The 24,353-nt window shown below is 66.9% G+C and carries 20 protein-coding genes and 1 tRNA gene; 11 read left to right on the top strand and 10 right to left on the bottom strand.

Annotation, left to right across the window (positions count from 1 at the left end; translation table 11 throughout):
- Position 1: 1 nt before the first annotated feature.
- The 4 genes from ASC81_RS03760 to ASC81_RS03745 form a co-directional block, all read right to left on the bottom strand.
- Positions 2–991 carry a hypothetical protein gene (locus tag ASC81_RS03760; RefSeq protein WP_200946684.1) on the bottom strand — a complete coding sequence of 330 codons (990 nt, stop codon included), beginning with the start codon at positions 989–991 and terminating at the stop codon, positions 2–4.
- The gene (locus tag ASC81_RS03755) at positions 988–2,823 is read right to left on the bottom strand and encodes a rhamnogalacturonan lyase (RefSeq protein ID WP_056264280.1); all 1,836 of its coding nucleotides are present in this window, start codon (positions 2,821–2,823) and stop codon (positions 988–990) included. The genes ASC81_RS03760 and ASC81_RS03755 overlap by 4 nt, the downstream gene beginning before the upstream one ends.
- A gap of 114 nt (positions 2,824–2,937) precedes the next feature.
- A complete protein-coding gene (locus ASC81_RS03750; RefSeq protein ID WP_156391716.1) occupies positions 2,938–6,081 on the bottom strand; it encodes a TonB-dependent receptor in 3,144 nt (1,047 codons plus the stop codon).
- A 331-nt stretch (positions 6,082–6,412) separates the two neighbouring features.
- A complete protein-coding gene (locus ASC81_RS03745) occupies positions 6,413–7,774 on the bottom strand; it encodes a PD40 domain-containing protein (RefSeq protein WP_056262870.1) in 1,362 nt (453 codons plus the stop codon).
- Positions 7,775–7,908: 134 nt separating this feature from the next.
- Here ASC81_RS03745 and ASC81_RS03740 point away from each other — a divergent pair, with 134 nt between their 5' ends.
- The 4 genes from ASC81_RS03740 (at position 7,909) to miaB (ending at position 11,523) form a co-directional block, all read left to right on the top strand.
- The gene (locus tag ASC81_RS03740) at positions 7,909–9,570 is read left to right on the top strand and encodes a rhamnogalacturonan acetylesterase (RefSeq protein ID WP_082536318.1); all 1,662 of its coding nucleotides are present in this window, start codon (positions 7,909–7,911) and stop codon (positions 9,568–9,570) included.
- A 54-nt stretch (positions 9,571–9,624) separates the two neighbouring features.
- Positions 9,625–9,701, top strand: a tRNA-Met gene (locus ASC81_RS03735).
- Between the two features lie 92 nt (positions 9,702–9,793).
- Positions 9,794–10,171 carry a hypothetical protein gene (locus ASC81_RS03730; protein ID WP_056262863.1) on the top strand — a complete coding sequence of 126 codons (378 nt, stop codon included), beginning with the start codon at positions 9,794–9,796 and terminating at the stop codon, positions 10,169–10,171.
- On the top strand, positions 10,168–11,523 hold the full coding sequence (gene miaB, locus ASC81_RS03725) for a tRNA (N6-isopentenyl adenosine(37)-C2)-methylthiotransferase MiaB (RefSeq protein ID WP_200946682.1): 1,356 nt from the start codon (positions 10,168–10,170) through the stop codon (positions 11,521–11,523). Before ASC81_RS03730 ends, miaB begins: the two co-directional genes overlap by 4 nt.
- Here miaB and ASC81_RS03720 read toward each other — a convergent pair.
- On the bottom strand, positions 11,513–11,788 hold the full coding sequence (locus tag ASC81_RS03720) for a hypothetical protein (RefSeq protein WP_056262860.1): 276 nt from the start codon (positions 11,786–11,788) through the stop codon (positions 11,513–11,515). The genes miaB and ASC81_RS03720 overlap by 11 nt on opposite strands.
- Before the next feature lie 54 nt (positions 11,789–11,842).
- Between ASC81_RS03720 and hemA the strand changes: the two genes are divergently transcribed.
- The 6 genes from hemA to ASC81_RS03690 all read left to right on the top strand — a co-directional run bounded on the left by hemA (position 11,843) and on the right by ASC81_RS03690 (position 16,744).
- The gene (hemA, locus tag ASC81_RS03715) at positions 11,843–13,108 is read left to right on the top strand and encodes a glutamyl-tRNA reductase (protein ID WP_056262857.1); all 1,266 of its coding nucleotides are present in this window, start codon (positions 11,843–11,845) and stop codon (positions 13,106–13,108) included.
- Positions 13,109–13,172: 64 nt separating this feature from the next.
- Entirely contained in the window at positions 13,173–14,258 is a 1,086-nt protein-coding gene (gene prfA / locus ASC81_RS03710; RefSeq protein ID WP_056262854.1) for a peptide chain release factor 1, read from the top strand.
- On the top strand, positions 14,255–15,064 hold the full coding sequence (gene prmC / locus ASC81_RS03705; RefSeq protein WP_056262852.1) for a peptide chain release factor N(5)-glutamine methyltransferase: 810 nt from the start codon (positions 14,255–14,257) through the stop codon (positions 15,062–15,064). The genes prfA and prmC overlap by 4 nt, the downstream gene beginning before the upstream one ends.
- A gap of 110 nt (positions 15,065–15,174) precedes the next feature.
- Positions 15,175–15,750: a hypothetical protein gene (locus ASC81_RS03700; RefSeq protein ID WP_156391714.1), complete on the top strand. Its 576-nt coding sequence runs from the start codon at positions 15,175–15,177 to the stop codon at positions 15,748–15,750.
- A gap of 122 nt (positions 15,751–15,872) precedes the next feature.
- The gene (gene grxD, locus ASC81_RS03695) at positions 15,873–16,187 is read left to right on the top strand and encodes a Grx4 family monothiol glutaredoxin (protein WP_056262846.1); all 315 of its coding nucleotides are present in this window, start codon (positions 15,873–15,875) and stop codon (positions 16,185–16,187) included.
- Entirely contained in the window at positions 16,184–16,744 is a 561-nt protein-coding gene (locus ASC81_RS03690) for a UbiX family flavin prenyltransferase (protein WP_056262843.1), read from the top strand. Before grxD ends, ASC81_RS03690 begins: the two co-directional genes overlap by 4 nt.
- A gap of 6 nt (positions 16,745–16,750) precedes the next feature.
- Here ASC81_RS03690 and ASC81_RS03685 read toward each other — a convergent pair whose 3' ends face one another.
- The 3 genes from ASC81_RS03685 to ASC81_RS03675 all read right to left on the bottom strand — a co-directional run bounded on the left by ASC81_RS03685 (position 16,751) and on the right by ASC81_RS03675 (position 21,313).
- Positions 16,751–18,886, bottom strand: a complete 2,136-nt coding sequence (locus tag ASC81_RS03685; RefSeq protein ID WP_082536228.1) for a M3 family metallopeptidase — start codon at positions 18,884–18,886, stop codon at positions 16,751–16,753.
- A gap of 82 nt (positions 18,887–18,968) precedes the next feature.
- The gene (locus tag ASC81_RS03680) at positions 18,969–19,571 is read right to left on the bottom strand and encodes a lytic transglycosylase domain-containing protein (protein WP_056262842.1); all 603 of its coding nucleotides are present in this window, start codon (positions 19,569–19,571) and stop codon (positions 18,969–18,971) included.
- Entirely contained in the window at positions 19,568–21,313 is a 1,746-nt protein-coding gene (locus ASC81_RS03675) for a proline--tRNA ligase (protein WP_056262839.1), read from the bottom strand. Before ASC81_RS03675 ends, ASC81_RS03680 begins: the two co-directional genes overlap by 4 nt.
- Positions 21,314–21,455: 142 nt before the next feature.
- Here ASC81_RS03675 and ASC81_RS03670 point away from each other — a divergent pair, with 142 nt between their 5' ends.
- Entirely contained in the window at positions 21,456–22,049 is a 594-nt protein-coding gene (locus ASC81_RS03670; protein ID WP_056262837.1) for an RNA pyrophosphohydrolase, read from the top strand.
- A gap of 83 nt (positions 22,050–22,132) precedes the next feature.
- On the opposite strand, the gene proB is transcribed toward ASC81_RS03670, so the two are convergent.
- A complete protein-coding gene (proB, locus tag ASC81_RS03665; protein ID WP_056262834.1) occupies positions 22,133–23,248 on the bottom strand; it encodes a glutamate 5-kinase in 1,116 nt (371 codons plus the stop codon).
- Entirely contained in the window at positions 23,245–24,309 is a 1,065-nt protein-coding gene (obgE, locus tag ASC81_RS03660) for a GTPase ObgE (RefSeq protein WP_056262833.1), read from the bottom strand. Before obgE ends, proB begins: the two co-directional genes overlap by 4 nt.
- Positions 24,310–24,353 lie beyond the last annotated feature (44 nt).

Below are 24,353 nucleotides of genomic sequence, written 5' to 3'. Positions count from 1 at the left end.
GTCATCGGGCCTTGAATGCGGACCGCAGGTCGGGCGGCGGCGCGTTGCGATCGACGGCGAGCCAGCCGTCCTTCACTTGCAGCTCGGCCGCCTGGATGACGGTGCGCTGGTGCCAGCGGTCATCGGTCTTGGCCTCGGGCTCGCCGCTCTGGTGCGTGAAATAGAACAGGTAGGCGCGACCGTCAACGACGGTGACGCCGGGGTGCTGGCCCTTGGCGCGGTCGGTGGGGTGCTGGCCGATGCCGGCCAGCAGCCGCGTGGGCTGCTCCTGCCAGTTCAGCGCGTCGTCAGAGCGCATGACGAGCAGGCCTTTCCACAGGTCGGCCACCAGCCACCACTTGCCGGCAAACTGAAACACCGTCGGACCTTCGCCGGGCAACTGGCTGACGGGCCCGCGCACGGTCCAGGTCTTCAGGTCCGGGCTGTCGGCGAACTTCAGCTTGCTGCCGGCGGCCTCGTCCTTGAACCACATCCGCCAGCCGCCCTGTGGCGCGCGGATGACGGACGCGTCGATGACCTTGGGCGAGCCGAGGTCCACGCGGCCGGCGCAGGTCCAGTTGCGCAGGTCGGTGCTGGTCAGATGCTCGATGCGGCGCTCGCCGGTCCAGCTCTTGTGCACGCCGGGGACGATGGTCAGCCACAGGTGGTAGATGCCGTCAAACTCCTGGATCTCGGGCGCCCACAGCGTGACGCCGGTGCATTCGGCCGGGAACTTCGCCTCGCCCGACGCGCGCCAGCGGTTGCCGTCGTCGGTCGTGGCGATGCCGATGGGCGTTGCATGGACCCAGCTCACGTCCTTGGGGTCATCCAGCCGCAGGGTCGCGCGGCGGTTGGTGTAGAACATTTCCCAACGCTTCAGCCCGCGGTTGAAGACGAGGGACACGTCGGCCGCGCCGTCCAGCACGGGGTCGCGGAACAGCGGGCGCGGTGCGGGCTCCGGCGTCGCGCAGCCGGCCAGCATTGCGGCCAACAACACGGCGGCGAACTTCATGGCGCCGTGATCGGCAGATAGCGCGGCGACTTCATGGCATGGCCCAGGTGGAAGCTGGTGTGCGGCGGCTGGTTGTAGCCGGCGTTCTGCCCGGCGACCTGCACACGGTACTGCGGGTCATGCATCAGCGTCACCAGCCGGTGCTTGGTGGGCAGCGGCGTCGTGAAGACGAGCAGCGCCGTGCTGTCCTCGTTGCGCCAGACGACTTCCTCGCGCCAGTCGCCGAACAGGTCAGCCGACAGCACCGGGTTGCCCTTGGTGCCGTTGTTGGACGCGGCGCCAACGGCCTTGCCGTTCAGCAGCGGCTCAAACTTGAAGGCGGCCGGGTTCCACTTGTCGATGGCGACATGGTCGAGCGACTCGCGCAGCAGGTCGCCGTCCCACCACAGTGCAAAGTTGTAGCGGTTGGGGTGCTTGTCGCTGATGAGCTTGCCGCTGGCGTTCATGAGGCCGCCGACATTGCCCCAGCATTCGGCGCCGGGGTGGGCGGGGTCGATGTCGAAGCAGACGCCGCGGCCCACGTCGGTGTTGTTGCCGGACATGCTCCACAGCACCTTGCCGGTCGCGCCGTCGTGCATCTCCAGGCCGTGCGCGCCATAGCAGCGCGGGCTCTCGTGGACCATGAAGATCTGTTGGCCCTCGCGCGCCGGGTCGAAGTTGCTGACATGCAGCGCGTCGCCGTGGCACAGGCCGGTGCTGTAGAGCGTCTTGCCGGTGCTGGCGATGGTGGCGGCGCCGTAGATGATGTCGTCGCGGCCGTCGCCGTCCACGTCGGCGACGGAGAACCAGTGCGCGCCCTGCCCAGCCACAGGCTTGCTTGCTGCGTCGCTGTCGCTATCGAAGATCCAGCGCTGTGTGAGCTTGCCGGCGCGCCAGTCCCACGCGGCCAGCACGGCGCGGGTGTAGTAGCCGCGGGCGAACACGGCGCTGGGCCGTTGGCCGTCCAGATAGGCGACGCCGGCCAGGAAGCGGTCGACGCGGTTGCCGTTGGTATCGCCCCAGCCGCCGCCATCACCGCCGCGCGGCGGGTTGTAGTCGGTCGTGGCCATGGCGGCGCCGGTCAGGCCGTTGAAAACGGTCAGGAACTCGGGGCCGGCCAGCACAAAGCCGGTCGCGTTGCGGTGGTCGGCCTTCGCGTCGCCGATCACCTGGCTGGCGCCGTCCACCGTGCCGTCGGCGGTCTTCATCATCACTTCGGCCTTGCCGTCGCCGTCCAGGTCGTAGGCGACCATGTGCGTGTAATGGGCACCAGCGCGGATGTTGGGCCCCAAGTCGATGCGCCACAGCCGTGTGCCATCCAGCTTGTAGGCGTCCACCAGCGTGTGGCCGGTGTGGCCTCGCTGCGAGTTGTCCTTGGCGTTGGTGGGCTGCCATTTGACGACCAACTCGTACTGGCCATCGCCGTCCAGGTCGGCCGGCGCGCCGTCGTTCATCTGGTAGGTGTAGACCACGCCGTCGGGCGTCACGCCTCCTTCAGGCTTTTGCAGCGGCACGCGCAGGTAGGGCTGGTTCCACGGCGCGACGGTCGGGCCCTGCAGCTCGCGGCCGGCGACAACGGCGCGCACGCTGTAGAGGCTGTCGGCGCGGCCCTTGGCATCGAGCAGGTTGGTCAACTGCTGCGGCTTGGTTGTCAGCCGCCGGCCATCGCGATAGACGTGGAACCCGACGCTCGCCGGCTCGGTACCCAGCAGGCGCCAGCTGAGCATCACGCCCTGCTGCGTGGCCAGCGCCACCAGGCCGCGGTCGAGTTTTTCCATCTGCTTGGGCTGGGCCTGCCCGAGGCCGGTGGCGGCCAGCAGCAGGCAGGCGATGAAACGGCGCGAAAGCTTCATGTCGACGACTCGCAAAAAAAGACGGCCCCAGCGGAGGCGGGGGCCGGCGCGCTTGGAGGTCAGCGCAACAACAGAGGCCATGCCGGCCTGGAGTTCACTTCAATGAAAGGCGGATCAGAGCTTGTAGCTCAGCGTCACGTAGTAGCGACGGCCAGACCAGGCCAGCTCATTGGGGCGCGACAGGTCACCCGCATAGGTCAGCTCGGCCTGGTCAGTCAGGTTCTTGGCCTCGACCGAGAGGGTCAGCTGCTTGGTGGCCTTCCACTGGAACTTGGCGTCCAGGTAGCCGCTGGCATCGCGGAAGTTGGGGTTGCCGGAGACGTCGTTGCCACCCGTGTAGTACTTGCTGCGGTGGTGCCAGGCGAGGCGGGCGTTGAACTGGTCGCGGTCGTACCACAGGCCCAGGTTGTAGGCCAGCTTGGACAGGCCCGGATAGGGCAGCACCGAGTTGTCGAGCGGGCTGATCAGCTCGTTGCCGGCCGCGTAGCTGAAGCCCATGCGGGTGACGTTGGCGTCGACGCCGAAGCCGCTCATGAACCCGGGCAGAAAGGACAGCGGCGTGCGGCCGGCCAGTTCCAGGCCTTGGGTTCGGGCGCCTTGGCCGTTGACCGCCTGGGTCACGTCGAACAGGCGGCCGTCGCCGTAGAAGTTCACCTGCGGCTGGTAGATGCCCTTGCGCACATAGGTGTCGATGTTGGTGCGGAACACGGCCAGGCTCAGCTGGGTGTCGCGGTCCGGGTACCACTCCAGGCTCAAGTCTTCCTTGGTCGCGCGGTAGGGCTTGAGCTCGGGGTTGCCGGCCGAGCAGTCGTCGGTGCCGTCGCCGCCGCGCGAGGGGTTGCCGCTGCCCGTGGTGCAGGTGACATTGGGCGCCAGCAGGTCGATGGCCGGGCGCGCCATGACCTTGCCCCAGCCGGCGCGCAGGATCAGCTTGTTGGGCACCAGCTGCAGCGCGGCGTTGATGCTGGGCAGCACGTCGCTGTAGCTGTTGTCGATGGCAACGACGGTGTTGCTGTTGACGACCACCGAGCAGGTCGACACGGTGGCCGGGTTGCAGGTGCGGTCGGTCTGCAGGCCGATGGAGTTCACGTCGGTCTTGGCGTAGCGCACGCCGACATTGCCGTCCAGGCCCATGCCGAAGACTTCGGTGCCCCAGTCCAGCTGCAGGTAGGCGGCCTTGATCTTCTCGGAGATGTCAAAGGCAGGGATCTGCGGATAGGTCTTGCCGTCGCTGCCCGGGGTTTCGTAGAGGTAGGCGTGGTTGAAGGCGCTGGTGTCGAAAATGCCCGAGCCGGCGGCCGCGACATAGCTCGGCGCCGTCCAGCCGCCCGGCAGGTTGCCGGCGTCTTTGTAGCCGTTGAAGAAGGTGCCGGGCGAGGTCGTGCGCAGCAGGTTGACGATCTCCTGCATGCGGGCGCCATTCACGTAGGACGTGCGGTGACCGCTGTTGATGAAGTTCTGAACGTCGTTGGCGCGCTGGGCCGTGCCGGTGTAGAGCGGGTCGAAGATGATGGTCTGGTTGACGTTGGCGCTGCGGGCGTTGATGTCCACCGCTTCCGTCGTGTTGGTCAGGCTGCCGTTGTTCTGCACCAGGTAGCCGCCGCCGTTGTACTGGCGCGAGCTGGACTCGCGCGCCTGGCCGCCGAAGTGCAGCGTGCCGAAGATGCCGCGGTCGATGTTGTACGAGAGGTCCAGCTTGGCCTGGCGCTCCTTGTTGGCTGTGGCAGACGGGCGGTACTGCAACTGCGCCTGCACATAGGACGCAGCGCTGTCGGGGCTGTAGCCACTGGGAAAGGTGAACTGCGGCAGGCGCTGGTCGTCTAGCTTGACGACCAGGCCAGGCGCGTTCTGCGTCAGCACGATGTTGTTGCTGTCGCTCTTGTAGTCCGACTTGGAATCACCCAGCAGGCCCTCGATGCGCCAGGAATCGTTCTTGAACTTGAAGCCGGCGGTCGTGTACTGGGACTTGATATCCAGCGCAAAGTCGCGCGCCGAAGTGCTGAACGCGCCCTGACCACCCTGGCCCGCCACGTTCAGGCAGTTGCCCACCGTGTACTGCGTGACATGGTGGTTCTCGACCACCATCCCGGCCGGCGTCGTGGTGCCGGGGGCACCCACGCAGGTGCCGGCCGTCAGCACCGTCGCGTCGGGGCGGTAGATCGGCGCATTGCCCGCGCTGTTGAGCCGGGTCACCGCCGTCAGGTCGGTGCCAAAGTTCATGTCGTTGAGCTTCTGCGCCTGCGAGTTGATCTGGTGACTGACGTAGGCGTCGAACTGGTCGCTGAACTTGTACTGGGCCGTCACTTCGGCCGTCTTGCGCTCGTGGTCACGCGTCCACAGGCCGTAGCGCGAGATGCGCGGCGCGTAGTCGAACCACTGGCTCAGGCAGGGCGCGCGGTCGGCGGCGGCCAGCGCCGCGCATCCTGTCGAGGCACTCACCGCGGCGGCATTGGCATTCAGGCTGGTGACCGTCTTCTCGGGCGACATGTCCCAGTCGCGCAGGAAGTTCCACGAGGTGTTGCGGGCAAAGTCGCCGCGGGTGTGGACCTTGTCGTAGACGAGGTTGGCCATCAGGCCCAGGCGGCCGTCGAAGAACTTGTCCGCCAGCAGCAGCGTGGCGCGGGGCTGCACGCCGCCGCGCAGGCTGGCTTGCTCGCCGGCGATGCTGCCCGCCACGGTGCGCTGCTTGAAGTCCAGCGGCTTGCGGGTCGTGATCATCACCGTGCCGCCGACGCCGCCTTCGGTCATGCGGGCCTGCGTGCCCTTGACGACGTCGATGGACTGGATCAGCTCGGAGGCCAGCTCGCGCAGCTCGGCGCCACGGCCGGCGCCACCGCTGGTGCCCAGCACGGACATGCCGTTGATCTCCACACGGTTCAGGTCGGGCTCGACGCCGCGTATGGACACCTGCGAACCCTCGCCAAATTCGCGCGACAGCTGCACGCCGGTGATGCGCGACAAGGCCTCGCCGACGTTCTTGTCGGGGAACTGGTCGATGTCCTCGGCCACGATGGAGTCGGTCACCGTGCCGGCGTTCTTCTTGCGGTCGATGGCGCTGCGGATGGAGCTGCGGATGCCGGTCACGACGACCGTTTCGAGCTGGGCGCTCTTGTCAGCGGCGGCGGCCGGCGCCGATGCGGCCGGGGCTGGTGCAGCAGCCTGCTGGGCTTGGGCCTGGCTGGCCAGTGCGGCCGCGACGGCGAGGGCCAGCGGGGTCCAACGTGAAACCGGCGCGCGGCCGTGATTCATCTTCAGCATTTGTGAGTCTCCAGAATATCGAGGTGAGCGGTTCAAACCACGCTCTTTCTTATTGCCCCGAGATCAGTCTAGAGGTCGGGATTCACGCTGTGTTCACCGCGCAGCAAAGAATCACGACCATGATCACTTTGCACCGCGTTAACCCTTGTGCAGCTCAGATCTCAATCAACGCCATGATTATCCCGGCGCGCCAGCCCAGGCGCAGACGCCATTGAACGCGCGATCGGGTCAGCTGGCGACAAGGTTCAAATCAAATGACGCGTTTGATTTGAAAACGGATTCCCAATATTCAAATCAGAAATCCGAAAACTCACATCGATATATGTCCGACTCAGGGTTTACGGTCCAGCCAGGCCTGCGGCACCGGCACCACGCAGATATTCATCTCGCGCCCGTCCGCAGCCAGCATGGCGGACTGGATCTGGATCTTCCGGCCGTCCGGGCTGAAGGTCGGATGCGGGTGGTCTCGCGCCGTCGTCTTGTGGCCGGCGGTGAGCAGGATCATTTCGCGGCTCTTGCGGTCGATCAGGTAGAGATCACGGTTGAAGTCGTCACCCACGGCGAAGCGGCCGTCCGGCGAGCCGTGCACGTGCCACAGGCCACTGCCCTTGTGCGTCTGGCCGGCAATCGTCATCTCGCGCGTGCGCAGGTTGACGATGGCCAGGCCGGTCGGCTTCTCGCGCGTGCCGGTGTTGCCCCAGCCGTCTTCCTGGCCCGGGTTGGCGCCGCCCACGTCGGTGGCGGCCGGGCGGCTGGCGTCGACGACACCCGGGACGGGGCGGTGGCCCATGATGGCAAGCGCCACCTCGTCCTTGCTGATGAAGGCTTCGTGCGTGACCCACTCGTAGGGCGCCTCGGGGTAGAGCGGGCGCAGGCCGGTGCCGTCGCCCTTGACCGTCCAGGTGCGCTGCGGCGACTTGCCACCGGTCTCCCAGCTGAACACCAGTTCGCCCGGGTTCCAGCTGTTGCTCTGGATGTGGCCGATCTGGAAGGGCACCGAGACGACGTGCTGGAACTCGCCCGTCTTCACGTTGACCTTGCCGATGGCGTGCGGGCCGGCGCCCATGCGGCGCGGGCCGAAGGGCGGCTCGACCTTGGTGCCGGCCGGCAGCTTCGCGCCGGCGTAGGCCTTGCCCTGGATGCGGAAGTAGAACCACTGGCCGTCGGCGTCCAGCGCGTTGTCGCCATAGGCCTCCAGCTCGGCGGGCAGCGTGGCGAAGATGCGCTGATAGGCGCTGGCAGGCTTCATCGCGCCGGCCTTGCTGTCGGCGAACACGCGGTCCAGGTCCACCTCGACGGCCTGCCTGACCTTGTCGCCCGCGGCGCCGGTCGGGTCCTTGCGCAGGAAGAACAGCTTGTTGCCGCCCGACTGCGCCAGGTTGAGCATGCCCTCGTAGCCGCCCTCGGTGACCTGCACCAGGTCGCCCGTGGCCTCGTGCACGGCGATGGCCTCGCCCTTGACGCGGTTGGAGCGGAACACCAGCCACTGGCCGTCGGCCGTCCACTGCGGGTGGCTGGGGTAGATCTTGGAGTCGCCGCGCGGCTGCGTCGTCAGGAAGGTCAGCGGCGTGCCGGTGACCGGGTCGGGCACGACGCGCTTCTCGGACGGGAAGCGCTGGCCGATCTGGGCCCAGGCCGAGCTGAGTGCCAGGCTGAGCAGAGCACCAATGAACAAGGTTTTTTTGAAGCGCATGGCAGTGCCCGCTGGTCGAAGTGCGGCGACTCTAGGCCCCGCCATGTCAAGGACTGTTGCTGGCCACCAATCGCTCAAGAACTTGCGCTGTCGCGGCTGCCAGCGGCGACGCAATCGCTCCTAGCATGCGCGCCATGACTCGCCTCACCACCCGCCGCCTGACCCGCCGCATGCTCGCGACGCTGCTGCTCGCTCTGCCGCTGGCCCACGCGCAGGAGTTCACAGCCACGACCGACCCAGCGCGCGCCCAGATCCAGCTGCCGGAGCCCGCCAAGCCCGAGCTGCCGTCGCTGATCTTCATCGGCGACTCCACCGTGCGCAACGGCCGCGACGATGGCCAGGGCCAGGGCGCCGACGGCCAGTGGGGCTGGGGCACTCCCATCGCCGCCTACTTCGACCTGAAGAAGATCAACGTCGTCAACCGCGCCGTCGGCGGCTTGAGCAGCCGGACGTACCGCACGAGCGGCCACTGGGACCGCACCAAGCCCTTCATCAAGCGCGGCGACTGGGTCGTCATGCAGTTCGGCCACAACGACGCCAGCCCGGTCAACGACAACAGCCGCGCCCGCGGCGTGCTGCGCGGCACCGGGCCGGAGCAGGAAGTGATCGACAACCTGCTGACCGGCAAGCGCGAGACCGTCACCACCTACGGCGCCTACCTGCGTGGCTACATCGCCGAAATCCGCGCGGCAGGCGCCACACCGGTCGTCGCCTCGCCGGTCATCCGCAAGCGCTGGGAAGCCGACGGCAAGACGGTGACGCGCGCCGGCGGCAACTTCGCCGGCTGGGCGGCCGAGGTGGCCAGGCAGGAGAAAGTCGCCTTCATCGACCTCAACGAGTGGGGTGCCAAACGCTACGAGGCACTGGGCAAGGCCGTGGTGGCGACGCTCTTCCCACCTAATCCAGAAACCGTGCACACCAACTGGCTGGGTGCGGCTGTCAATGCCCAACTGGTGATTGCCGGGCTACTGCAGAACAAGGTGCTGCCGGAGGACGTCTACAAGCAGCGCTTCGCACCCGACGGGTCGGACGACCGGCCCGTCGTCGACGCCCGCAAGGTCAGGGTCGAGGCCCCGCGCGACCCGAAGCTGCCCAGCCTCGTGCTGATCGGCGACTCCACCGTGCGCAGCGGCGGCCAGAACGGCGCCTATGGCTGGGGCGAGCGTGTGGCGCTCTTCTTCGACACGCAGCGCATCAACGTCGTCAACAACGCCATCGGCGGCCGCAGCAGCCGCACCTTCTTCACCGAAGGGCGCTGGGCCGCGGTGCTGGAACAGTTGAAAGCCGGCGACACGCTGCTGATCCAGTTCGGCCACAACGACGGCGCCCGCATCGGCGACCCGGCCGGCAAGAACCGTGGCTCGGTGCCCGGCATCGGGCCCGAGACCGTGGAGGACACACGGCCCGACGGCACGAAGGAGATGGTGCAGAGCTTTGGGTGGTACCTGGCTCGCTACATCAACGATGCCAAGGCAAAGGGTGCGAGCGTCGTCGTGCTGTCGCCCATCCCGCACAAGGACCGCTGGAAGCCCGAGCAGCCGCGCGACTTCGAGAACTACGCCGCCTGGGGCGAGCAGGTCGCCCGCGCCAACGGCGCCCAGTTCATCGACCTGACGCTGCTGGTCGCCGAGGCCTACCGCGCAGTCGGCGCCGACAAGGTCGACACCTTCTTCTCCGACGCCCGCACGCACACGAATGACGCCGGCGCGGTTTTCAACGCCACCCAGCTCGTGGAGGCCCTGAAGCGCCTGCCGGGCCAGCCGCTGCAGTCCTTCCTGCGCCCCGTCGCACCTTGATCTGCGCGACACGCTTGCCAGCCTGAAAAAACTTCGCTTAGAATGGCGGGCTCAGGCGCTTTAGCTCAGTTGGTTAGAGCGATGGAATCATAATCCACAGGTCCGGGGTTCGAGTCCCTGAAGCGCCACCAAAATCCGGAACGGCCCGAGCATCCCTCGGGCCGTTTTCATTTCCGCAGCGTCTTCGTTGAAGATGCCTGCTCTCGCAGCCACTGGACATGCCATGTACCGCTGTGTTCTTGCCCTGACGCTTGCCGTCAGCTGTCTCGCTGCCCAGGCGCAGACGCATCGCTTCTTCACGCCGCAAACCCTGCGTGGCGAACTCGTCGTCACACAGCATCCCGACGCATTACTGAACGGCAAGCCCGCGCGGTTCGCGCCAGGCAGCCGAGTCAAGGGCGAGAACAACCTGCTCGTGCAACCGGCCGGCATCACCGGGCAGAAGCTCGTCGTTCATTACACGGTTGAGAACAGCGGTCTGATCATGGACGTGTGGGTGCTGAACGCCGCCGAGCTTGCCAACAAGACCTGGCCGACGACACGAGCCGAAGCCGCCACGTGGCAGTTCAACGGCGGCAACCAAACCTGGATTAAGCAATGACCGATGTGATCTCCAAAAAGGTCTACATCAAGACCTTCGGCTGCCAGATGAACGAGTACGACTCGGACAAGATGGCCGACGTGCTGGGCGCTGCCCAGGGCTACGAGCCGACCAACGACCCCGAGCAGGCCGACCTCATCCTCTTCAACACCTGCTCGGTGCGCGAGAAAGCGCAGGAGAAGGTCTTCAGCGACCTCGGCCGCGTGAAGCACCTGAAGGCCAAGGGCGTCATGATCGGCGTGGGCGGTTGCGTCGCGTCGCAGGAAGGTGCGGCCATCATCGAGCGCGCGCCGTATGTGGACGTCGTCTTCGGCCCGCAGACGCTGCACCGCCTGCCCGCCATGCTGGACGCCCGCCGCGAACAGCGCCGCCCGCAGGTGGACATCTCCTTCCCCGAGATCGAAAAGTTCGACCACTTGCCGCCGGCCAAGGTGGAAGGCGCCAGCGCTTTCGTGTCGATCATGGAAGGCTGCTCCAAGTACTGCAGCTATTGCGTGGTGCCTTACACCCGCGGCGAAGAGGTCTCGCGGCCCTTCGACGACGTGCTGACCGAGATCGCCGGACTGGCCGACCAGGGCGTCATGGAGATCAACCTGCTGGGCCAGAACGTCAATGCCTACCGGGGCAAGATGGGTGACACGGCCGAGTTCGCCGACCTGGCTCTGCTGCTGGAATACGCGGCCGAGATCCCCGGCATCAAGCGCCTTCGCTTCACCACCAGCCACCCCAACGAGTTCAGCCCGCGCCTCATCGAGGCCTACGGCAAGATCCCGCAGCTGGTGAACCACCTGCACCTGCCCGTGCAGCACGGCAGCGACCGCATCCTGATGGCGATGAAGCGCGGCTACACGGCGCTGGAGTTCAAGAGCTCCGTGCGCAAGCTGCGCGCCATCCGTCCGGACCTGCGCTTGGCCAGCGACTTCATCGTCGGCTTCCCCGGCGAGACGGACGAAGACCATGCCAAGCTGATGAAGCTCGTGCACGACGTCGGCTTCGACGCGAGCTTCAGCTTCATTTTCAGCCCCCGCCCCGGCACGCCGGCCGCGGCGCTGGAGGACACGACGCCCTACGAGGTCAAGGTGAAGCGGCTGCAGGAGCTGCAGGCCGCCATCGAAGCGCACGCGCTGACGATCTCGCAAGGCATGGTCGGCAAGGTCGAGAAGGTGCTCGTCACCGGCACCGCCCGCAAGGACGCGACCGAGCTGATGGGCCGCACCGAATGCAACCGCATCGTCAACTTCCCGGGCTCGCTGCGGCTGATGAATCAGCTGGTCGACGTGCGCATCACGACCGCCTTCGCGCACTCGTTGCGCGCCGAGGTCGTGACGACCGAGGAAGTCCTCAGCGCTTGAAGCTGAGCAGCCACCACTGTGGCAGGGCCACGCCGATCACCAGCAAGGCATAGCCTGCCATCTTGCCGTCGCGGCCGAGCAGCACCACTGCGGCAATGACGGCAGCCGTGCCGCCCGCCGCGCCCCAGGCCCACAACTTCCGCCACCCCAAAGACTTCGCCTCACGCCGCCACAGCCCTTTGATCGCCAACGCCAGCAAAGCCGCCAGCCCCCAGGCGGGAGCGAACAGGTTGGCGATGTGCCAGAAGGCGTCGAGAGGGCTCATTCGGGCTTGACCGTTGTCAGTCGCTGAAAAGCGCCGAATCCTACAATTCAACCCATGTCGGTCTTTGCTCTCGGCTTGAATCACAACACCGCCCCGCTCGATCTGCGCGGGCGGTTTGCGTTCACGCTGGAGCAACTTGCGCCGTCGCTGACCGGCCTGCGTCAGAAGCTGCCCGGCACGCCCGAGGCGGCGATCCTGTCGACCTGCAACCGCACCGAGGTCTACGTGGCCGCGCCGTCGGCTCAGGTCCAGCCTGCCATCGCCTGGCTGGCACAGACGGGTGGCGTGGAGGCCGGCGCGCTGCGCGAACACGCCTACGTGATGCAGGGCAGCGCCGCCGCGCGCCATGCCTTCCGCGTCGCCAGCGGGCTCGACTCCATGGTCTTGGGCGAGCCGCAGATCCTTGGCCAGATGAAGCAGGCCGTGAAGGAAGCCGAGGCCGCCGGCGCTTTGGGAACCACGCTGCACCAGCTGTTCCAGCGCAGCTTCTCGGTCGCCAAGGAAGTGCGCAGCTCCACCGAGATCGGCGCCCACTCGATCAGCATGGCCGCCGCCGCCGTGCGCTTGGCCGGCCAGCTGTTCGAAGACCTGGCCAAGACGCGCGTGCTGTTCGTCGGCGCTGGCGAAATGATCGAGCTGACGGCGACTCACTTCGCCGCCAAGACGCCCCGCCACATGGCTGTCGCCAACCGCACGCTGGAGCGTGGCGAGAAGCTGGCCATCCGCTTCGGCGCCGAGGCCGTGCGCCTGTCCGACCTGCCCGACCGCATGCACGAGTTCGACATCGTCGTCTCCTGCACGGCATCGAGCCTGCCGCTGATCGGCCTGGGCGCCGTCGAGCGCGCGCTGAAGAAACGCAAGCATCGCCCGATGTTCATGGTCGACCTGGCCGTGCCGCGCGACATCGAGCCCGAGGTCGCCCAGCTGGACGACGTCTATCTCTATACCGTCGACGAGCTGGCCGTGCAGGTGCAGACCGCCGGTGAGAAGCGCCAGGCCGCCGTCGAGCAGGCCGAGGCCATCGTCGAGACCGGCGTGCAGAGCTTCATGCACTGGCTGGACCAGCGCCACACCGTGCCCCTGATCCAGGCCCTGCACGCGCAGGCCGACGACTGGCGCGAGCTGGAGATCGCCCGCGCCCGCAAGCTGCTGGCCAAGGGCGCGGATGTGGACGAGGTGCTGGATGCGCTGTCGAAGGCCCTCACGCAGAAGTTGCTTCACGGCACGCTGGCAGAGTTGAACGCCAGCGACGGCGAGCAGCGCCTGCAGCTGGCGCAGACCGTGTCGCGCCTCTTCCTGCGCGGCAACAAGCAGTCTTAGCGGCGCTCACCGCCGCCGCCCGGCGCGCCCGCGCCGCCCCTGACTGCCTCTCCATTCGCCGCCCATGAAAGACTCCCTGCGCCAGCAGTTCGACCGCCTCGGCTATCGCCTCGCCGAGCTGGACACCATCCTTGCCGACGGCAGCATTGCCTCGGACATGAAGCGCTACCGTGCGCTGACCAAGGAGCAGTCCGAGGTGGCCGGCCTCGTCGAGCGCTACCGCCGCTATCAGGCGCACGAGGCCGACCTCGCCGCCGCGCGCGACATGCTGGCCGACCCCGAGATGGCCGAGATGGCGCGGGAAGAGATTGCAAACGCCGAGTCAGCACTGACCGCGCTCGACGCCGAGCTGCAACTCGCCCTCATCCCCAAAGACCCGGACGACGAACGCAACGCCTTCCTCGAAATTCGCGCCGGTGCCGGTGGCGACGAATCGGCCCTGTTCGCCGGCGACCTGGCGCGCATGTACCTGCGCTTTGCCGAAGGCCAGGGCTGGCGCACGGAGATCCTGTCCGAGAACGTATCGGACCTGGGCGGCTACAAGGAACTGGTGGTGCGCGTCGAGGGCGATGGCGTCTATGGCCGCCTGAAGTTCGAGAGCGGCGGCCACCGTGTGCAGCGCGTGCCGGCGACCGAGGCGCAAGGCCGCATCCACACCAGCGCCTGCACGATCGCCGTGATGCCGGAGCCCGACGAGACCGAGGCCATCACGTTGAACCCGGCCGACCTGCGCATCGACACCTTCCGCGCCAGCGGCGCCGGCGGCCAGCACATCAACAAGACCGACTCGGCGGTGCGCGTCGTCCACCTGCCGACCGGCATCGTGGCGGAATGCCAGGACGGCCGCAGCCAGCACAGCAACAAGGCCAAGGCGCTGCAGGTGCTGCAGGCACGCATCCAGGACAAGGAGCGCAGCGAGCGCGATGCCAAGGAGGCCGCCACGCGCAAGGGCCTGATCGGCACCGGTGACCGCAGCGACCGCATCCGCACCTACAACTTTCCGCAGGGCCGCCTCACCGACCACCGCATCAACCTGACGCTCTACAAGCTCGGCCAGATCATGGACGGCGACCTCGACGACGTGATCCAGGGGCTGCTCGCAGCGCAGGCGGCGGAGCAGCTGGCGCAGCTCGAAGAGGGCCGCGCGTGACGGTCGACGACGCGCTGGCCCTCGCCCGCCAGCTCGGCGTAGAGCGCGGCGATGCCCAGACGCTCATCGGTCATCTGACCGGCCACGACCGCGCCTGGCTGATCGCGCATGGCGACGCGCTTGTGACCGACGCGGCGGCGGCGCTGCGCCGGCTGGCCGCCGGCGAACCGCTGGCTCATCTGACCGGCTGTCAGCCCTTCCACGGCCTGATGCTGCAGGTCACGCCAGCCACGCTGATTCCCCGCGCGGACACGGAAACGCTGGTTGACTGGGCGCTGGAGCTGCTGGCGGACTTGCCCGGCCAGCCAAGCGTCGTCGACCTCGGCACGGGCAGCGGCGCCATCGCGCTGGCCATCAAGGCGGCCTGCCCGCGCGCCAAGGTCACGGCCGTTGATTTCAGCGCCGACGCGCTCGCCATCGCCCGCGCAAACGGCGAGCGCCTCGCCCTGTCGGTCGACTGGCACCACGGCAGTTGGTTCGCGCCGTTGGCTGGCCAGCATGTCGACTTGATCGTCAGCAACCCGCCTTACATCGCCGCCAACGACCCGCACTTGCCGGCGCTGCGCCATGAACCCATCACCGCCCTCACCGCCGGCGGCAACGGCATGGCTGACCTTCAAACCCTCATTGATGCTGCGCCGCAACACTTGAACGCTGGCGGCTGGCTCCTTTTGGAGCATGGCTGGGATCAGGCCGCGGCCGTTGCCGACAGCCTGGGCGGCCGTGGGTTCACCCAGGTGCAACTGCGCCGCGACCTCGGCGACCGACCGCGCGCCAGTGGCGGCTGCTGGCCTGCAACGAACTGAAACCCCCCAGAACTGTGTGATGTATTGCTGCCAGTTCGTCATTCCCGTAACCGACTGCACGGCGTAGTATCAAATCCCGGTGCCGCCCGATGCACCGGCAGGAGACGACCATGACCCGCCTTGCCAGCGCCGCAGTTCTGAGCCTCTCTGCCCTTTTTGCGTTGCCCGCCTTGGCTGACAACAGTGATGCCAATCCGCGCTGGCAGGCGCGCTTGCAGTTGAGCAGCGCAGACGGTGCCTCCGACAGCAAACCGCACCTCGGCGGCTCACGCGTGCTCAGCGCCAACCTGCTGGGCGACTACTACCTGACAAGCTCCGGCTTCTCCAGCGTGCAGGGCGGCCTGCGCGCCACCGGCGGCCTGCTGCTGGGGCCGCTGTCCATGTCACAAAGCAGCGGGGGGCTGGCCCTCGGCAGCGGCCCCATCTCGGCCGGCCGGCGCAGCCTGTCCTTGAACAGCATGGAGGCCTACTCCCTGGAGCCGAGTGCCAACCTGTCCTATGTCGGCATCGGCTATACCGGCCGCGTGCAGGGCAGCGGCTTTGCCTTCAGCGCCGACCTCGGCCTGATGTCGGGCTCGTACAGCGGCTTGCGGCTGGGCCGCAGCAGCGCCCAGGGATTCGAGGACGCGATGCGCGACCTGCGCTTCAAGCCCCTGCTGCAACTGGGCTTGGCCTACAGCTATTGAGGGCCGGCCTGGGGGTGGGGTCAGTGACCCCACCCCTTCGCCAGGCAGGGCCAGTCCACCGGACTGCCCCTGTCAGGGCTCAGTCCCGGATAATTGCGGTTTTGCCTTTGATGAGAACTGCAATGAGCGACGTTCAGCAACGCATTGACGACTTGGTCAAGTCCAACCGTGTCGTGCTCTTCATGAAGGGCACGACCCAGTTCCCGATGTGCGGCTTCTCCGGTCGTGCCATCCAGATCCTGAAGGCTTCCGGCGTCACCGACCTGAAGACCTTCAACGTGCTGGAAGACGAGGAAGTTCGCCAGGGCATCAAGGACTACGCCAACTGGCCCACCATTCCCCAGCTCTACATCGGCGGCGAATTCGTCGGCGGCTCCGACATCATGATGGAGATGTACGAGTCGGGTGAGCTGCAACAGGCCTTGGCCACGGCGTGACGCGTCTTGTCGTCGGGCTGACAGGCGCGACGGGCGCGGCCTACGCGCTGCGCCTGCTGCGCCGCGCGCGCGAGCTGGGCGTCGAGACCCACCTGATCGCCACGCCCGCCGGCATCCTGAACGCCCATCACGAGCTCGGCCTGGACCGCTCCACGCTGGAGGCTGAAGCCGACCATGCGTATGCGCCCGGCGACATCGGCGCCTGCATCGCCAGCGGCAGCTTCGCGACGGCGGCGATGGTGGTCGCGCCCTGCTCGATGAAGTCCCTCGCGGCCATCGCGCACGGCCTTGGCGACAACCTGCTGACCCGTGCTGCCGACGTGACGTTGAAGGAGCGCCGCCGCCTCATCCTGATGGTGCGCGAGACGCCGCTGAACCTCGCCCACCTGCGCAACATGGTCGCGGTGACCGAGATGGGCGGCATCTGCTTCCCGCCGCTGCCGGCCTTCTATCACCACCCCAAGAGCATCGACGAATTGGTCAACGAGACCGTCGAGCGCGTGCTTGAGCTGGCCGGCATCGCGGCCGCCCAGCCCAAGACCTGGACTGGGCTGTAGGCCCGCTCAGGGCTTTTGCACGACCAGGCCGCGCCGCTCCAGCAGCGGCTCGATCTTGGGGTCGCGGCCGACGAGGTTGCGGAACATCGCCATCGCGTCCTCGCTACCGCCGCGCGACAGCAGCTTGGCGCGCAACTGGTCACCGTTGGCGCGCTTGAGGCCGCCATTGGCCATCAGCCATTTCACGGTGTCGGCGTCCAGCACTTCACTCCAGATGTAGGCGTAGTAGCCGGCCGAGTAGCCGCCCATCATGTGGCTGAAATAGGGCGTGCGGTAGCGCGGCGGCACGGGTCCGAAGTCCAGGCCCTCCTCCTTCAGTACCTTGGCCTCGAAGGCCATGACGTCATCGGCGGCGGGCATCTGGCCAGCATCGAGCTGGTGCAGTCGCTGGTCGAGGAGGGCCGAGCTGAGGTAGGACACGGTCGTGTAGCCCTGGTTGAAGCGCTTGGCGCGCGCCACCTTGTCCAGCAGCTCGCGTGGCATCGGCTCGCCGGTCTTGTGGTGGCGCGCATAGTTGGCCAGCACGCTGGGCCAGTCGGCCCAGACCTCGTTGACCTGCGACGGGTATTCGACGAAGTCGCGCGGCGTGCGCCCGAGGCTCGGATAGGGGACCTTGTTGAACATGGCGTGCAGCGCATGTCCGAACTCGTGGAACAGCGTGTTGACCTCGTCCCAGGTCAGCAGCGTCGGCTCGCCCGCTGGCGGCTTGGGGATGTTGAGGTGGTTGGCGACGACCGGCTGGGTGCCTTCCAGCGCGTTGTGGCTCACATAGGCATTCGCCCATGCGCCGCCGCGCTTGCTGGGCCGTGCATAAAGGTCGGCGATGAAGATGGCGAGCTGCTTGCCGTTGTTGTCAAAGACGTCGTAGACGCTGATGTCGTCGCGGTAGACCGGGAGGTCGGTGCGGCGCTTGAAGCTGATGCCGTAGAGCTGGTTGGCCGCAAAGAACACGCCGCGCTCCAGCACGCTCGTCACTTCCAGATAGGGCTTGAGCTGGCTTTCGTCGAAACCGTACCGGGCGGCGCGCAGCTTGTCGGCGAAATAGCTCCAGTCCCAGGCCTGCAGCGCGAAGCTGGGCTGCTTCTTGCCGGCCTGTTCCTCGTCGATCACCTTCTGCAGTTCGGCCGCCTCCTGGCGGGCCGAGGCCATCGCCGCAGGCGCAAGCTGGCGCAGCAGCGCGTTGACGGTGTCGACCGATTTAGCGGTCTCTTCCTCCAGCACGAAAGCCGCCGGCGTCGCATAGCCCAGCAACGCCGCCCGCTCCTGGCGAAGCGTCATCACGCGGGCGACGATGGCCGTCGTGTCGTTGGCATTGCCACGCGCGCCACGTGCGACGGACGCGCGGTGCAGGCGCTCGCGGAGCGCGCGGTTTTGCAGGTGCGTCTCGAAGGGCTGGATGGTCGTGTTCAGCAGCGTCAGCAGGTACTTGCCTTCCAGGCCGCGCTTCTTCGCCGCCTCGGCCGCCGCGGCGACCTGGGCCGGGGTCAGCCCCACCAGTTCCTTAGCGGTCTCGACGACCACGGCCGAGTCGTTCACTTCGGCCAGCGTCGCCCGGTTGAAGCGCGCCCCGAGCGTGGCCAGCTCGGCATTGATGGCCTTCATGCGTGCCTTCTGCGCGTCGTCGAGGCGGACGCCGGCGCGCACCATGTCGCGGCGATAGCGCTCAATGAGGCGCCTGCCTTCGGACGTCGGCGCAGCCGTGTCGCGCGCCGCGTAGAGGGCTTCGACACGGGCAAAGAGCTTGGGGTTGAGCAGCACCGCATCGCGCTGCGCGGCGAGCCTGGGTGCGTAGTCCGACTGCACCTGCTGCCGGGCCGGGTTGGCGTCCGTGCCGACCAGGTTGGACAGCATCGAGGTCGTGCGCGCCAGCAGGCGACCGCTTTTCTCCCAGGCGACGATGGTGTTGTCGAAGGTGGGCGCCGCCGGGTTGTCGGCAATAGCCTGCATCTCGGTCAGTTGCTCGGCCATGCCCTGGTCGAGCGCCGGTGCGAAATGCTCGTCGCGCAGCTTGTCGAACTGCGGATAGCGCAGCGGCAGCGGGCTGATGGTCAGCAATGGATTGGCGGCGGGCTGGGCGCCGGCCAGGCCGGTTGACAGCAGGAAGGAAACGATCAGGGGCGCAAAGCGGTGGGCAGCGGGCATCGGGCGGTTGTCTTGTGGACGAAGCCGCCAAGCCTAACGCTGCCGTCCCACGCGGCCACAAGCCACGCCGGGAAAGCCCTGATCACTTCTCGCCAGGAAGCAGCCACTGCCGGCGCGCGCCGAAGACGGCGTTCGGGTACTCGGCCCGGCCGCGACTGCCGTTGTAGCGGCCGAGCGCCAGGAAGAGGTCGCCCTTCTCGATGTCGAGGTAATGGCGCAGGATCACGCAGCCGAAGCGCAGATTGGTCTGCATGTGAAAAAGGCGCGACGCGTTACCGTCACCGATGGCGCGCGTCCAGAACGGCATGACCTGCATGTAGCCGCGTGCGCCGGCCGTGCTGATGGCGTATTTGCGAAAGCCGCTTTCGACCTGGATGAGGCCGAGCACCAGGCTGGGCTCCAGACCGGCGCGCCTGGCTTCGTACCAGACAGTCTCAAGGAACTCGATGCGGATCTGCGTCTCGGTCTTGCGCTTCTTCAGCCGCTCGCTCATGGCGCCCAGCCAGCGCAGATACGCCATGCGGGCATCGACTTCGTTGAAGCTGGGCCGCGGCGGCGCGTTCTGCGCAATGGACGCGCTGAGGGCCGAGCGAATGGAATCCGCCAGCGGCTCCTCGCGCTGGGCACCGGCGCGCGCGCCGAACGGTGCGGCGAGCAGGCCCAGAACCGCAAGGCGGCGCTTCAAAGCTTGAGCAGGCCTTTCAGATGGCCCGCGACATCAGCGACGGCCAGCTTGGTGGCAGCCTCGTCACGGCGGCCCTGGTACTCGACCTGACCTTCCTTGAGGCCACGGTCCGACAGCACGACACGATGCGGCACGCCGATCAGCTCCCAGTCCGCGAACATCGCGCCAGGGCGTTCGCCACGGTCATCGAGCAGCACGTCGATGCCCAGTGTCTTCAGCTCGTCGTAGAGCTGCGTGGCGGCGGCCTTGACCTCTTCACTGCGGTCCATGCCGATCGGGCAGATGACGGCGGTGAAAGGCGCAATGGCGTCCGGCCAGATGATGCCGCGCGCGTCGTGGTTCTGTTCGATGGCCGCGCCGAGGATGCGCGTGACCCCGATGCCGTAGCAGCCCATCTCCATCAGCTTGGGCTTGCCGTTCTCGTCAAGGAAGGTGGCGTTCATCGCGGCTGAGTACTTGGTGCCGAGATAGAAGACATGACCGACCTCGATGCCACGCTGGATGGCGAGTACGCCCTTGCCGTCGGGCGAGGGGTCGCCGGCGACGACATTGCGCAGGTCTGCAACGACGTCAGGCTCGGGCAGATCGCGGCCCCAGTTCGCGCCGGTGAAGTGGAAGTCAGCTTCGTTGGCGCCGCAGACGAAGTCGCTCATGACGGCGACCGTGCGGTCCGCGACGATCTTGAGCGGCTGCTTCAGGCCGATGGGGCCGAGGTAACCAGGCTTGCAGCCGAAGTGGGCGTCGATCTCCCCGCCCGTCGCGAAGCGGAAACCGCTCTTGAGACCCTCGACCTTGCCGGCCTTCACCTCGTTGAGATCATGGTCGCCACGCACCAGCAGCAGCCACACCTGGGTCTTGGCGATGTTGCCGTCCTTGTCCAGCTCATCCGTGGCCAATACCAGCGACTTCACCGTCTGCGACAGCGGCAGGCCGAGCAAGGCGGCGACGTCCTCGCAAGTGCTCTTGCCGGGCGTCGGCGTCTTGGTCAGCGTCTGCATCGCCTGGCCGCGGGTGGGCAGCAGCGCGACGGCCTCGGCCAGCTCCATGTTGGCGGCGTAGTCGCTGGTCGGGCAGTAGACGATGGCGTCCTCGCCCGTATCGGCGATGACCTGGAACTCGTGCGAACGGTCGCCGCCGATGGCGCCGGTGTCCGCCGCGACGGCGCGGTACTGCAGGCCGAAGCGGTCGAAGATCTTGCAGTAGGCCGCGTACATGTTTTCGTAGCTGCGGCCGGCGGCGTCGACATCACGGTCGAAGGAGTAAGCGTCCTTCATCGTGAACTCGCGGCCGCGCATCAGGCCGAAGCGGGGGCGGCGCTCGTCGCGGAACTTGGTCTGGATGTGATAGAAATTTTTGGGCAGCTGGCGGTAGCTGCGCAGTTCCTGCCGGGCGATGTCGGTGATGACCTCTTCGCTCGTCGGCTGCACGATGAAGTCGCGACCGTGGCGGTCCTTCACGCGCAACAGCTCCGGCCCCATCTTGTCGAAGCGACCCGTTTCCTGCCACAGCTCGGCTGGCTGGATGACAGGCATCAGGCACTCGACGGCGCCGGCGGCGTCCATCTCCTCGCGGATGATCTTCTCGACCTTGCGGATGACGCGAAGTCCCATCGGCATGTAGTTGTAAATGCCCGCGCCCAGGCGCTTGATCATGCCGGCGCGCATCATCAGCTTGTGGCTGACGACCTCGGCATCGGCGGGCGCTTCCTTGAGCGTGGAGACGAAGAACTGGGAGGCTTTCATGCGCGGTACCAAATGCGAAGGCCGGGTGAAAACCCGGCCGAAGTCGTGACAAAAACAGGGAGAAATCTGCGGGTTAGCGAGGGCGCTGTGACGATCGTGGCCCGATGCAATAATCGAACCAACTAGAGATTTGAGGTTGATTATGCTCGACCGTGAAGGCTTCCGCCCCAACGTCGGCATCATCCTGCTCAACCAACGCAACGAGGTGTTTTGGGGCAAACGCATCCGAACGCACTCGTGGCAGTTCCCGCAAGGGGGCATCAAACACGGCGAGACGCCTGAGCAGGCGATGTTCCGAGAGCTCCACGAAGAAGTGGGGCTCACACCAGAGCATGTGCGCATCATTGCGCGGACGCGTGACTGGCTGCGCTATGAAGTGCCCGAGCATTTCATACGACGCGATGCGCGTGGCCACTACCGCGGCCAGAAGCAGATCTGGTTCCTGCTGCAGATGGTGGGCCGAGACTGCGACATGAATTTGCGCGCAACCGATCACCCCGAGTTCGACGCCTGGCGTTGGAACGAGTATTGGGTGCCGCTGGAAGCCGTCATCGAGTTCAAACGCGGCGTCTATGAAATGGCGCTGACCGAACTGGCGCGCTATCTGCCGCGCATCAACCATCACAACCGGTATCTGCGCGCGGGCATGCGTCCGTCGCACCGCGGTGAACGCAACAGCGGGCCGATGCCGCTGGAGGCGGCGGCAGCACCCCCAGATGGCGAGCCGCCAAACTGACCCGCGTGCGCGCCTAGCGCAGCACTAAATTGTGTCTGCGCTCACATCGCAAGCGATGTGAGCTGCGCCGCAATTTGGCGCCCCTAGCGGAGCACCAAATTGTCGCGGTGGATGAGTTCGGGTTCGGCCGCGTAGCCCAGCAGGCTCTCGAACTCTGAGGACGGCTTGCGCGCAATCAGTCGCGACTCCGCGGCTGAGTAGTTGGCCAGGCCGCGCGCCAGTTCGGTTCCGTCAGGCGCCATCACGGCGATCACGTCACCACGGTGAAAGTCGCCCTGCACTTCGGTCACGCCAATGGGGAGCAGGCTCTTGCCCTCGCCGCGCAGCTTGACGACGGCGCCGGCGTCGATCCGCACGGCGCCGCGCATCTGCAGATGGTCGACCATCCATTGCTTGCGTGCCGCCAGCTTGGGCGTGGCCGCGTGCAGCGCCGTGCCGATGGCTTCGCCGGCGGCCAGGCGCAACAGCACATCAGGCTCGCGTCCCCAGGCAATGACAGTGCCTGCACCGCTACCGGCGGCGCGCTTGGCGGCGAGGATCTTCGTGATCATGCCGCCGCGGCCGATGCTGGACCCCGCGCCGCCAGCCATGCGCTCCAGTTCCGCGTCGCCGGCCTGGGCGTTTTCAATGAAGCGCGCGGTGGGGTCCTTGCGCGGATCCGCGGAGTACAGACCGCGCTGGTCTGTCAGGATGACGAGGGCGTCGGCTTCCACAAGGTTGGCCACCAAGGCGCCGAGCGTGTCGTTGTCGCCAAACTTGATCTCGTCGTTGACGACCGTGTCGTTCTCGTTGATGACGGGCAGCACGCGGTGGGCGAGCAGCGTCAGCAGGGTCGAGCGCGCATTCAGATAGCGCTCGCGGTCGGCGAGGTCGGCATGCGTCAACAAGACCTGCGCGCTGGCCATGCCCTGTGCGCTAAGCTGGCTCTCGTACATCTGTGCCAGCCCCATCTGGCCAACAGCTGCAGCGGCCTGCAGTTCATGCAACTCCTTGGGGCGCCTCGCCCAGCCCAAGCGCTTCATGCCCTCGGCGATGGCGCCGCTGGACACCATGATCAGCTCGCGTCCGTCCTTCGCCAGCACAGCAAGCTGGCGGCTCCAGTTGGCAATCGCCTCGGCGTCAATGCCCCGGCCCTCATTGGTGACGAGGCTGGACCCGACCTTGACAACGATGCGGCGCGCGTCGGACAGCAGGCTCATTCGGCGGGGCTGTTGGACTCGAAGCGAATATCGGGCTCCACAAGCACGCGCTGCTCGGCCGCGACGTGGTCATAGATGGCATGGATCAGTGGCTGGCAACCTTGGCGTGTCAGCGCCGAAATCTCGAAAACCGGGCCCTTCCAGCGATAGCGCTTGACGAAATCCTTCACGCGCGTGGCGCGTTCGTCTTCAGGGACCATGTCGAGCTTGTTCAGCACCAGCCAGCGCGTCTTGGCATGCAGGCCGGCGTCGTATTTCTTCAGCTCCGCCACGATGGCTTTGGCTTCCTTGACCGGATCGACTTCCGGATCGAAGGGCGCGAGATCGACGACATGCAGAAGCAACCGCGTGCGCTGCAGATGGCGCAGGAACTGGTGACCAAGGCCGGCACCCTCCGCAGCACCTTCAATGAGCCCTGGAATGTCGGCGACGACGAAGCTCTTCTCGGGCGCGACGCGCACAACGCCGAGGTTGGGATGCAGCGTCGTGAACGGGTAGTCGGCAATCTTCGGCTTGGCGTTGGAGATTGCCGTGATCAACGTCGACTTGCCTGCGTTCGGCTGGCCCAGCAGACCCACATCGGCCAGCACGCGCAGTTCCAACCGCAGCTTCTTGGTCTCACCCGGCCAGCCAGGTGTCTTCTGACGCGGCGCGCGGTTCGTGCTGGTCTTGAAATGAAGGTTGCCGAAACCGCCATCGCCGCCCTTGGCGAGCAGGATGCGTTGGCCGGGCTCGATCAATTCGCCGATGACGGACTCGGTTTCAAGGTCCGTGATGATGGTGCCGACGGGCACGCGCAGCACGATGTCGTCGGCCGCCGCGCCGAAGCAGTCCGAGCCGCGACCGGCCTCGCCGTTGCGGGCCTCATGGCGGCGCGCGTAACGGTAGTCGATCAGTGTATTGAGATTGCGGTCAGCCTCCGCCCAGACGCTGCCGCCCTTGCCGCCATCGCCGCCGTCCGGCCCGCCGAACGGGATGAATTTCTCGCGACGAAAGCTCGCGCAGCCCGCACCGCCGTTGCCGGCTGCGATATCAATGGTGGCTTCGTCGACGAATTTCATGGCGAGTCAGCCATCGTACTGGCTGGGTTGCGGCGCGCCGCTGC

The sequence above is a fragment of the Pelomonas sp. Root405 genome, assembly GCF_001425165.1.
Classification (GTDB): domain Bacteria; phylum Pseudomonadota; class Gammaproteobacteria; order Burkholderiales; family Burkholderiaceae_C; genus Pelomonas.
This window is presented reverse-complemented; position numbering and strand designations above follow the sequence as displayed.

Bases quoted from the DNA above. Each gene is read 5' to 3' on its own strand.
- prfA (WP_056262854.1), top strand. From the start codon at position 13,173: ATGAAAGACTCCCTGCGCCAGCAGTTCGACCGCCTCGGCTATCGCCTC.
- ASC81_RS03755 (WP_056264280.1), bottom strand. From the start codon at position 2,823: ATGAAGCTTTCGCGCCGTTTCATCGCCTGCCTGCTGCTGGCCGCCACC.
- ASC81_RS03730 (WP_056262863.1), top strand. From the start codon at position 9,794: ATGTACCGCTGTGTTCTTGCCCTGACGCTTGCCGTCAGCTGTCTCGCT.
- proB (WP_056262834.1), bottom strand. From the start codon at position 23,248: ATGAGCCTGCTGTCCGACGCGCGCCGCATCGTTGTCAAGGTCGGGTCC.
- ASC81_RS03700 (WP_156391714.1), top strand. From the start codon at position 15,175: ATGACCCGCCTTGCCAGCGCCGCAGTTCTGAGCCTCTCTGCCCTTTTT.
- obgE (WP_056262833.1), bottom strand. From the start codon at position 24,309: ATGAAATTCGTCGACGAAGCCACCATTGATATCGCAGCCGGCAACGGC.
- hemA (WP_056262857.1), top strand. From the start codon at position 11,843: ATGTCGGTCTTTGCTCTCGGCTTGAATCACAACACCGCCCCGCTCGAT.
- ASC81_RS03670 (WP_056262837.1), top strand. From the start codon at position 21,456: ATGCTCGACCGTGAAGGCTTCCGCCCCAACGTCGGCATCATCCTGCTC.
- ASC81_RS03675 (WP_056262839.1), bottom strand. From the start codon at position 21,313: ATGAAAGCCTCCCAGTTCTTCGTCTCCACGCTCAAGGAAGCGCCCGCC.
- ASC81_RS03750 (WP_156391716.1), bottom strand. From the start codon at position 6,081: ATGCTGAAGATGAATCACGGCCGCGCGCCGGTTTCACGTTGGACCCCG.
- grxD (WP_056262846.1), top strand. From the start codon at position 15,873: ATGAGCGACGTTCAGCAACGCATTGACGACTTGGTCAAGTCCAACCGT.
- ASC81_RS03685 (WP_082536228.1), bottom strand. From the start codon at position 18,886: ATGCCCGCTGCCCACCGCTTTGCGCCCCTGATCGTTTCCTTCCTGCTG.
- ASC81_RS03760 (WP_200946684.1), bottom strand. From the start codon at position 991: ATGAAGTTCGCCGCCGTGTTGTTGGCCGCAATGCTGGCCGGCTGCGCG.
- miaB (WP_200946682.1), top strand. From the start codon at position 10,168: ATGACCGATGTGATCTCCAAAAAGGTCTACATCAAGACCTTCGGCTGC.
- ASC81_RS03720 (WP_056262860.1), bottom strand. From the start codon at position 11,788: ATGAGCCCTCTCGACGCCTTCTGGCACATCGCCAACCTGTTCGCTCCC.
- ASC81_RS03745 (WP_056262870.1), bottom strand. From the start codon at position 7,774: ATGCGCTTCAAAAAAACCTTGTTCATTGGTGCTCTGCTCAGCCTGGCA.
- ASC81_RS03740 (WP_082536318.1), top strand. From the start codon at position 7,909: ATGACTCGCCTCACCACCCGCCGCCTGACCCGCCGCATGCTCGCGACG.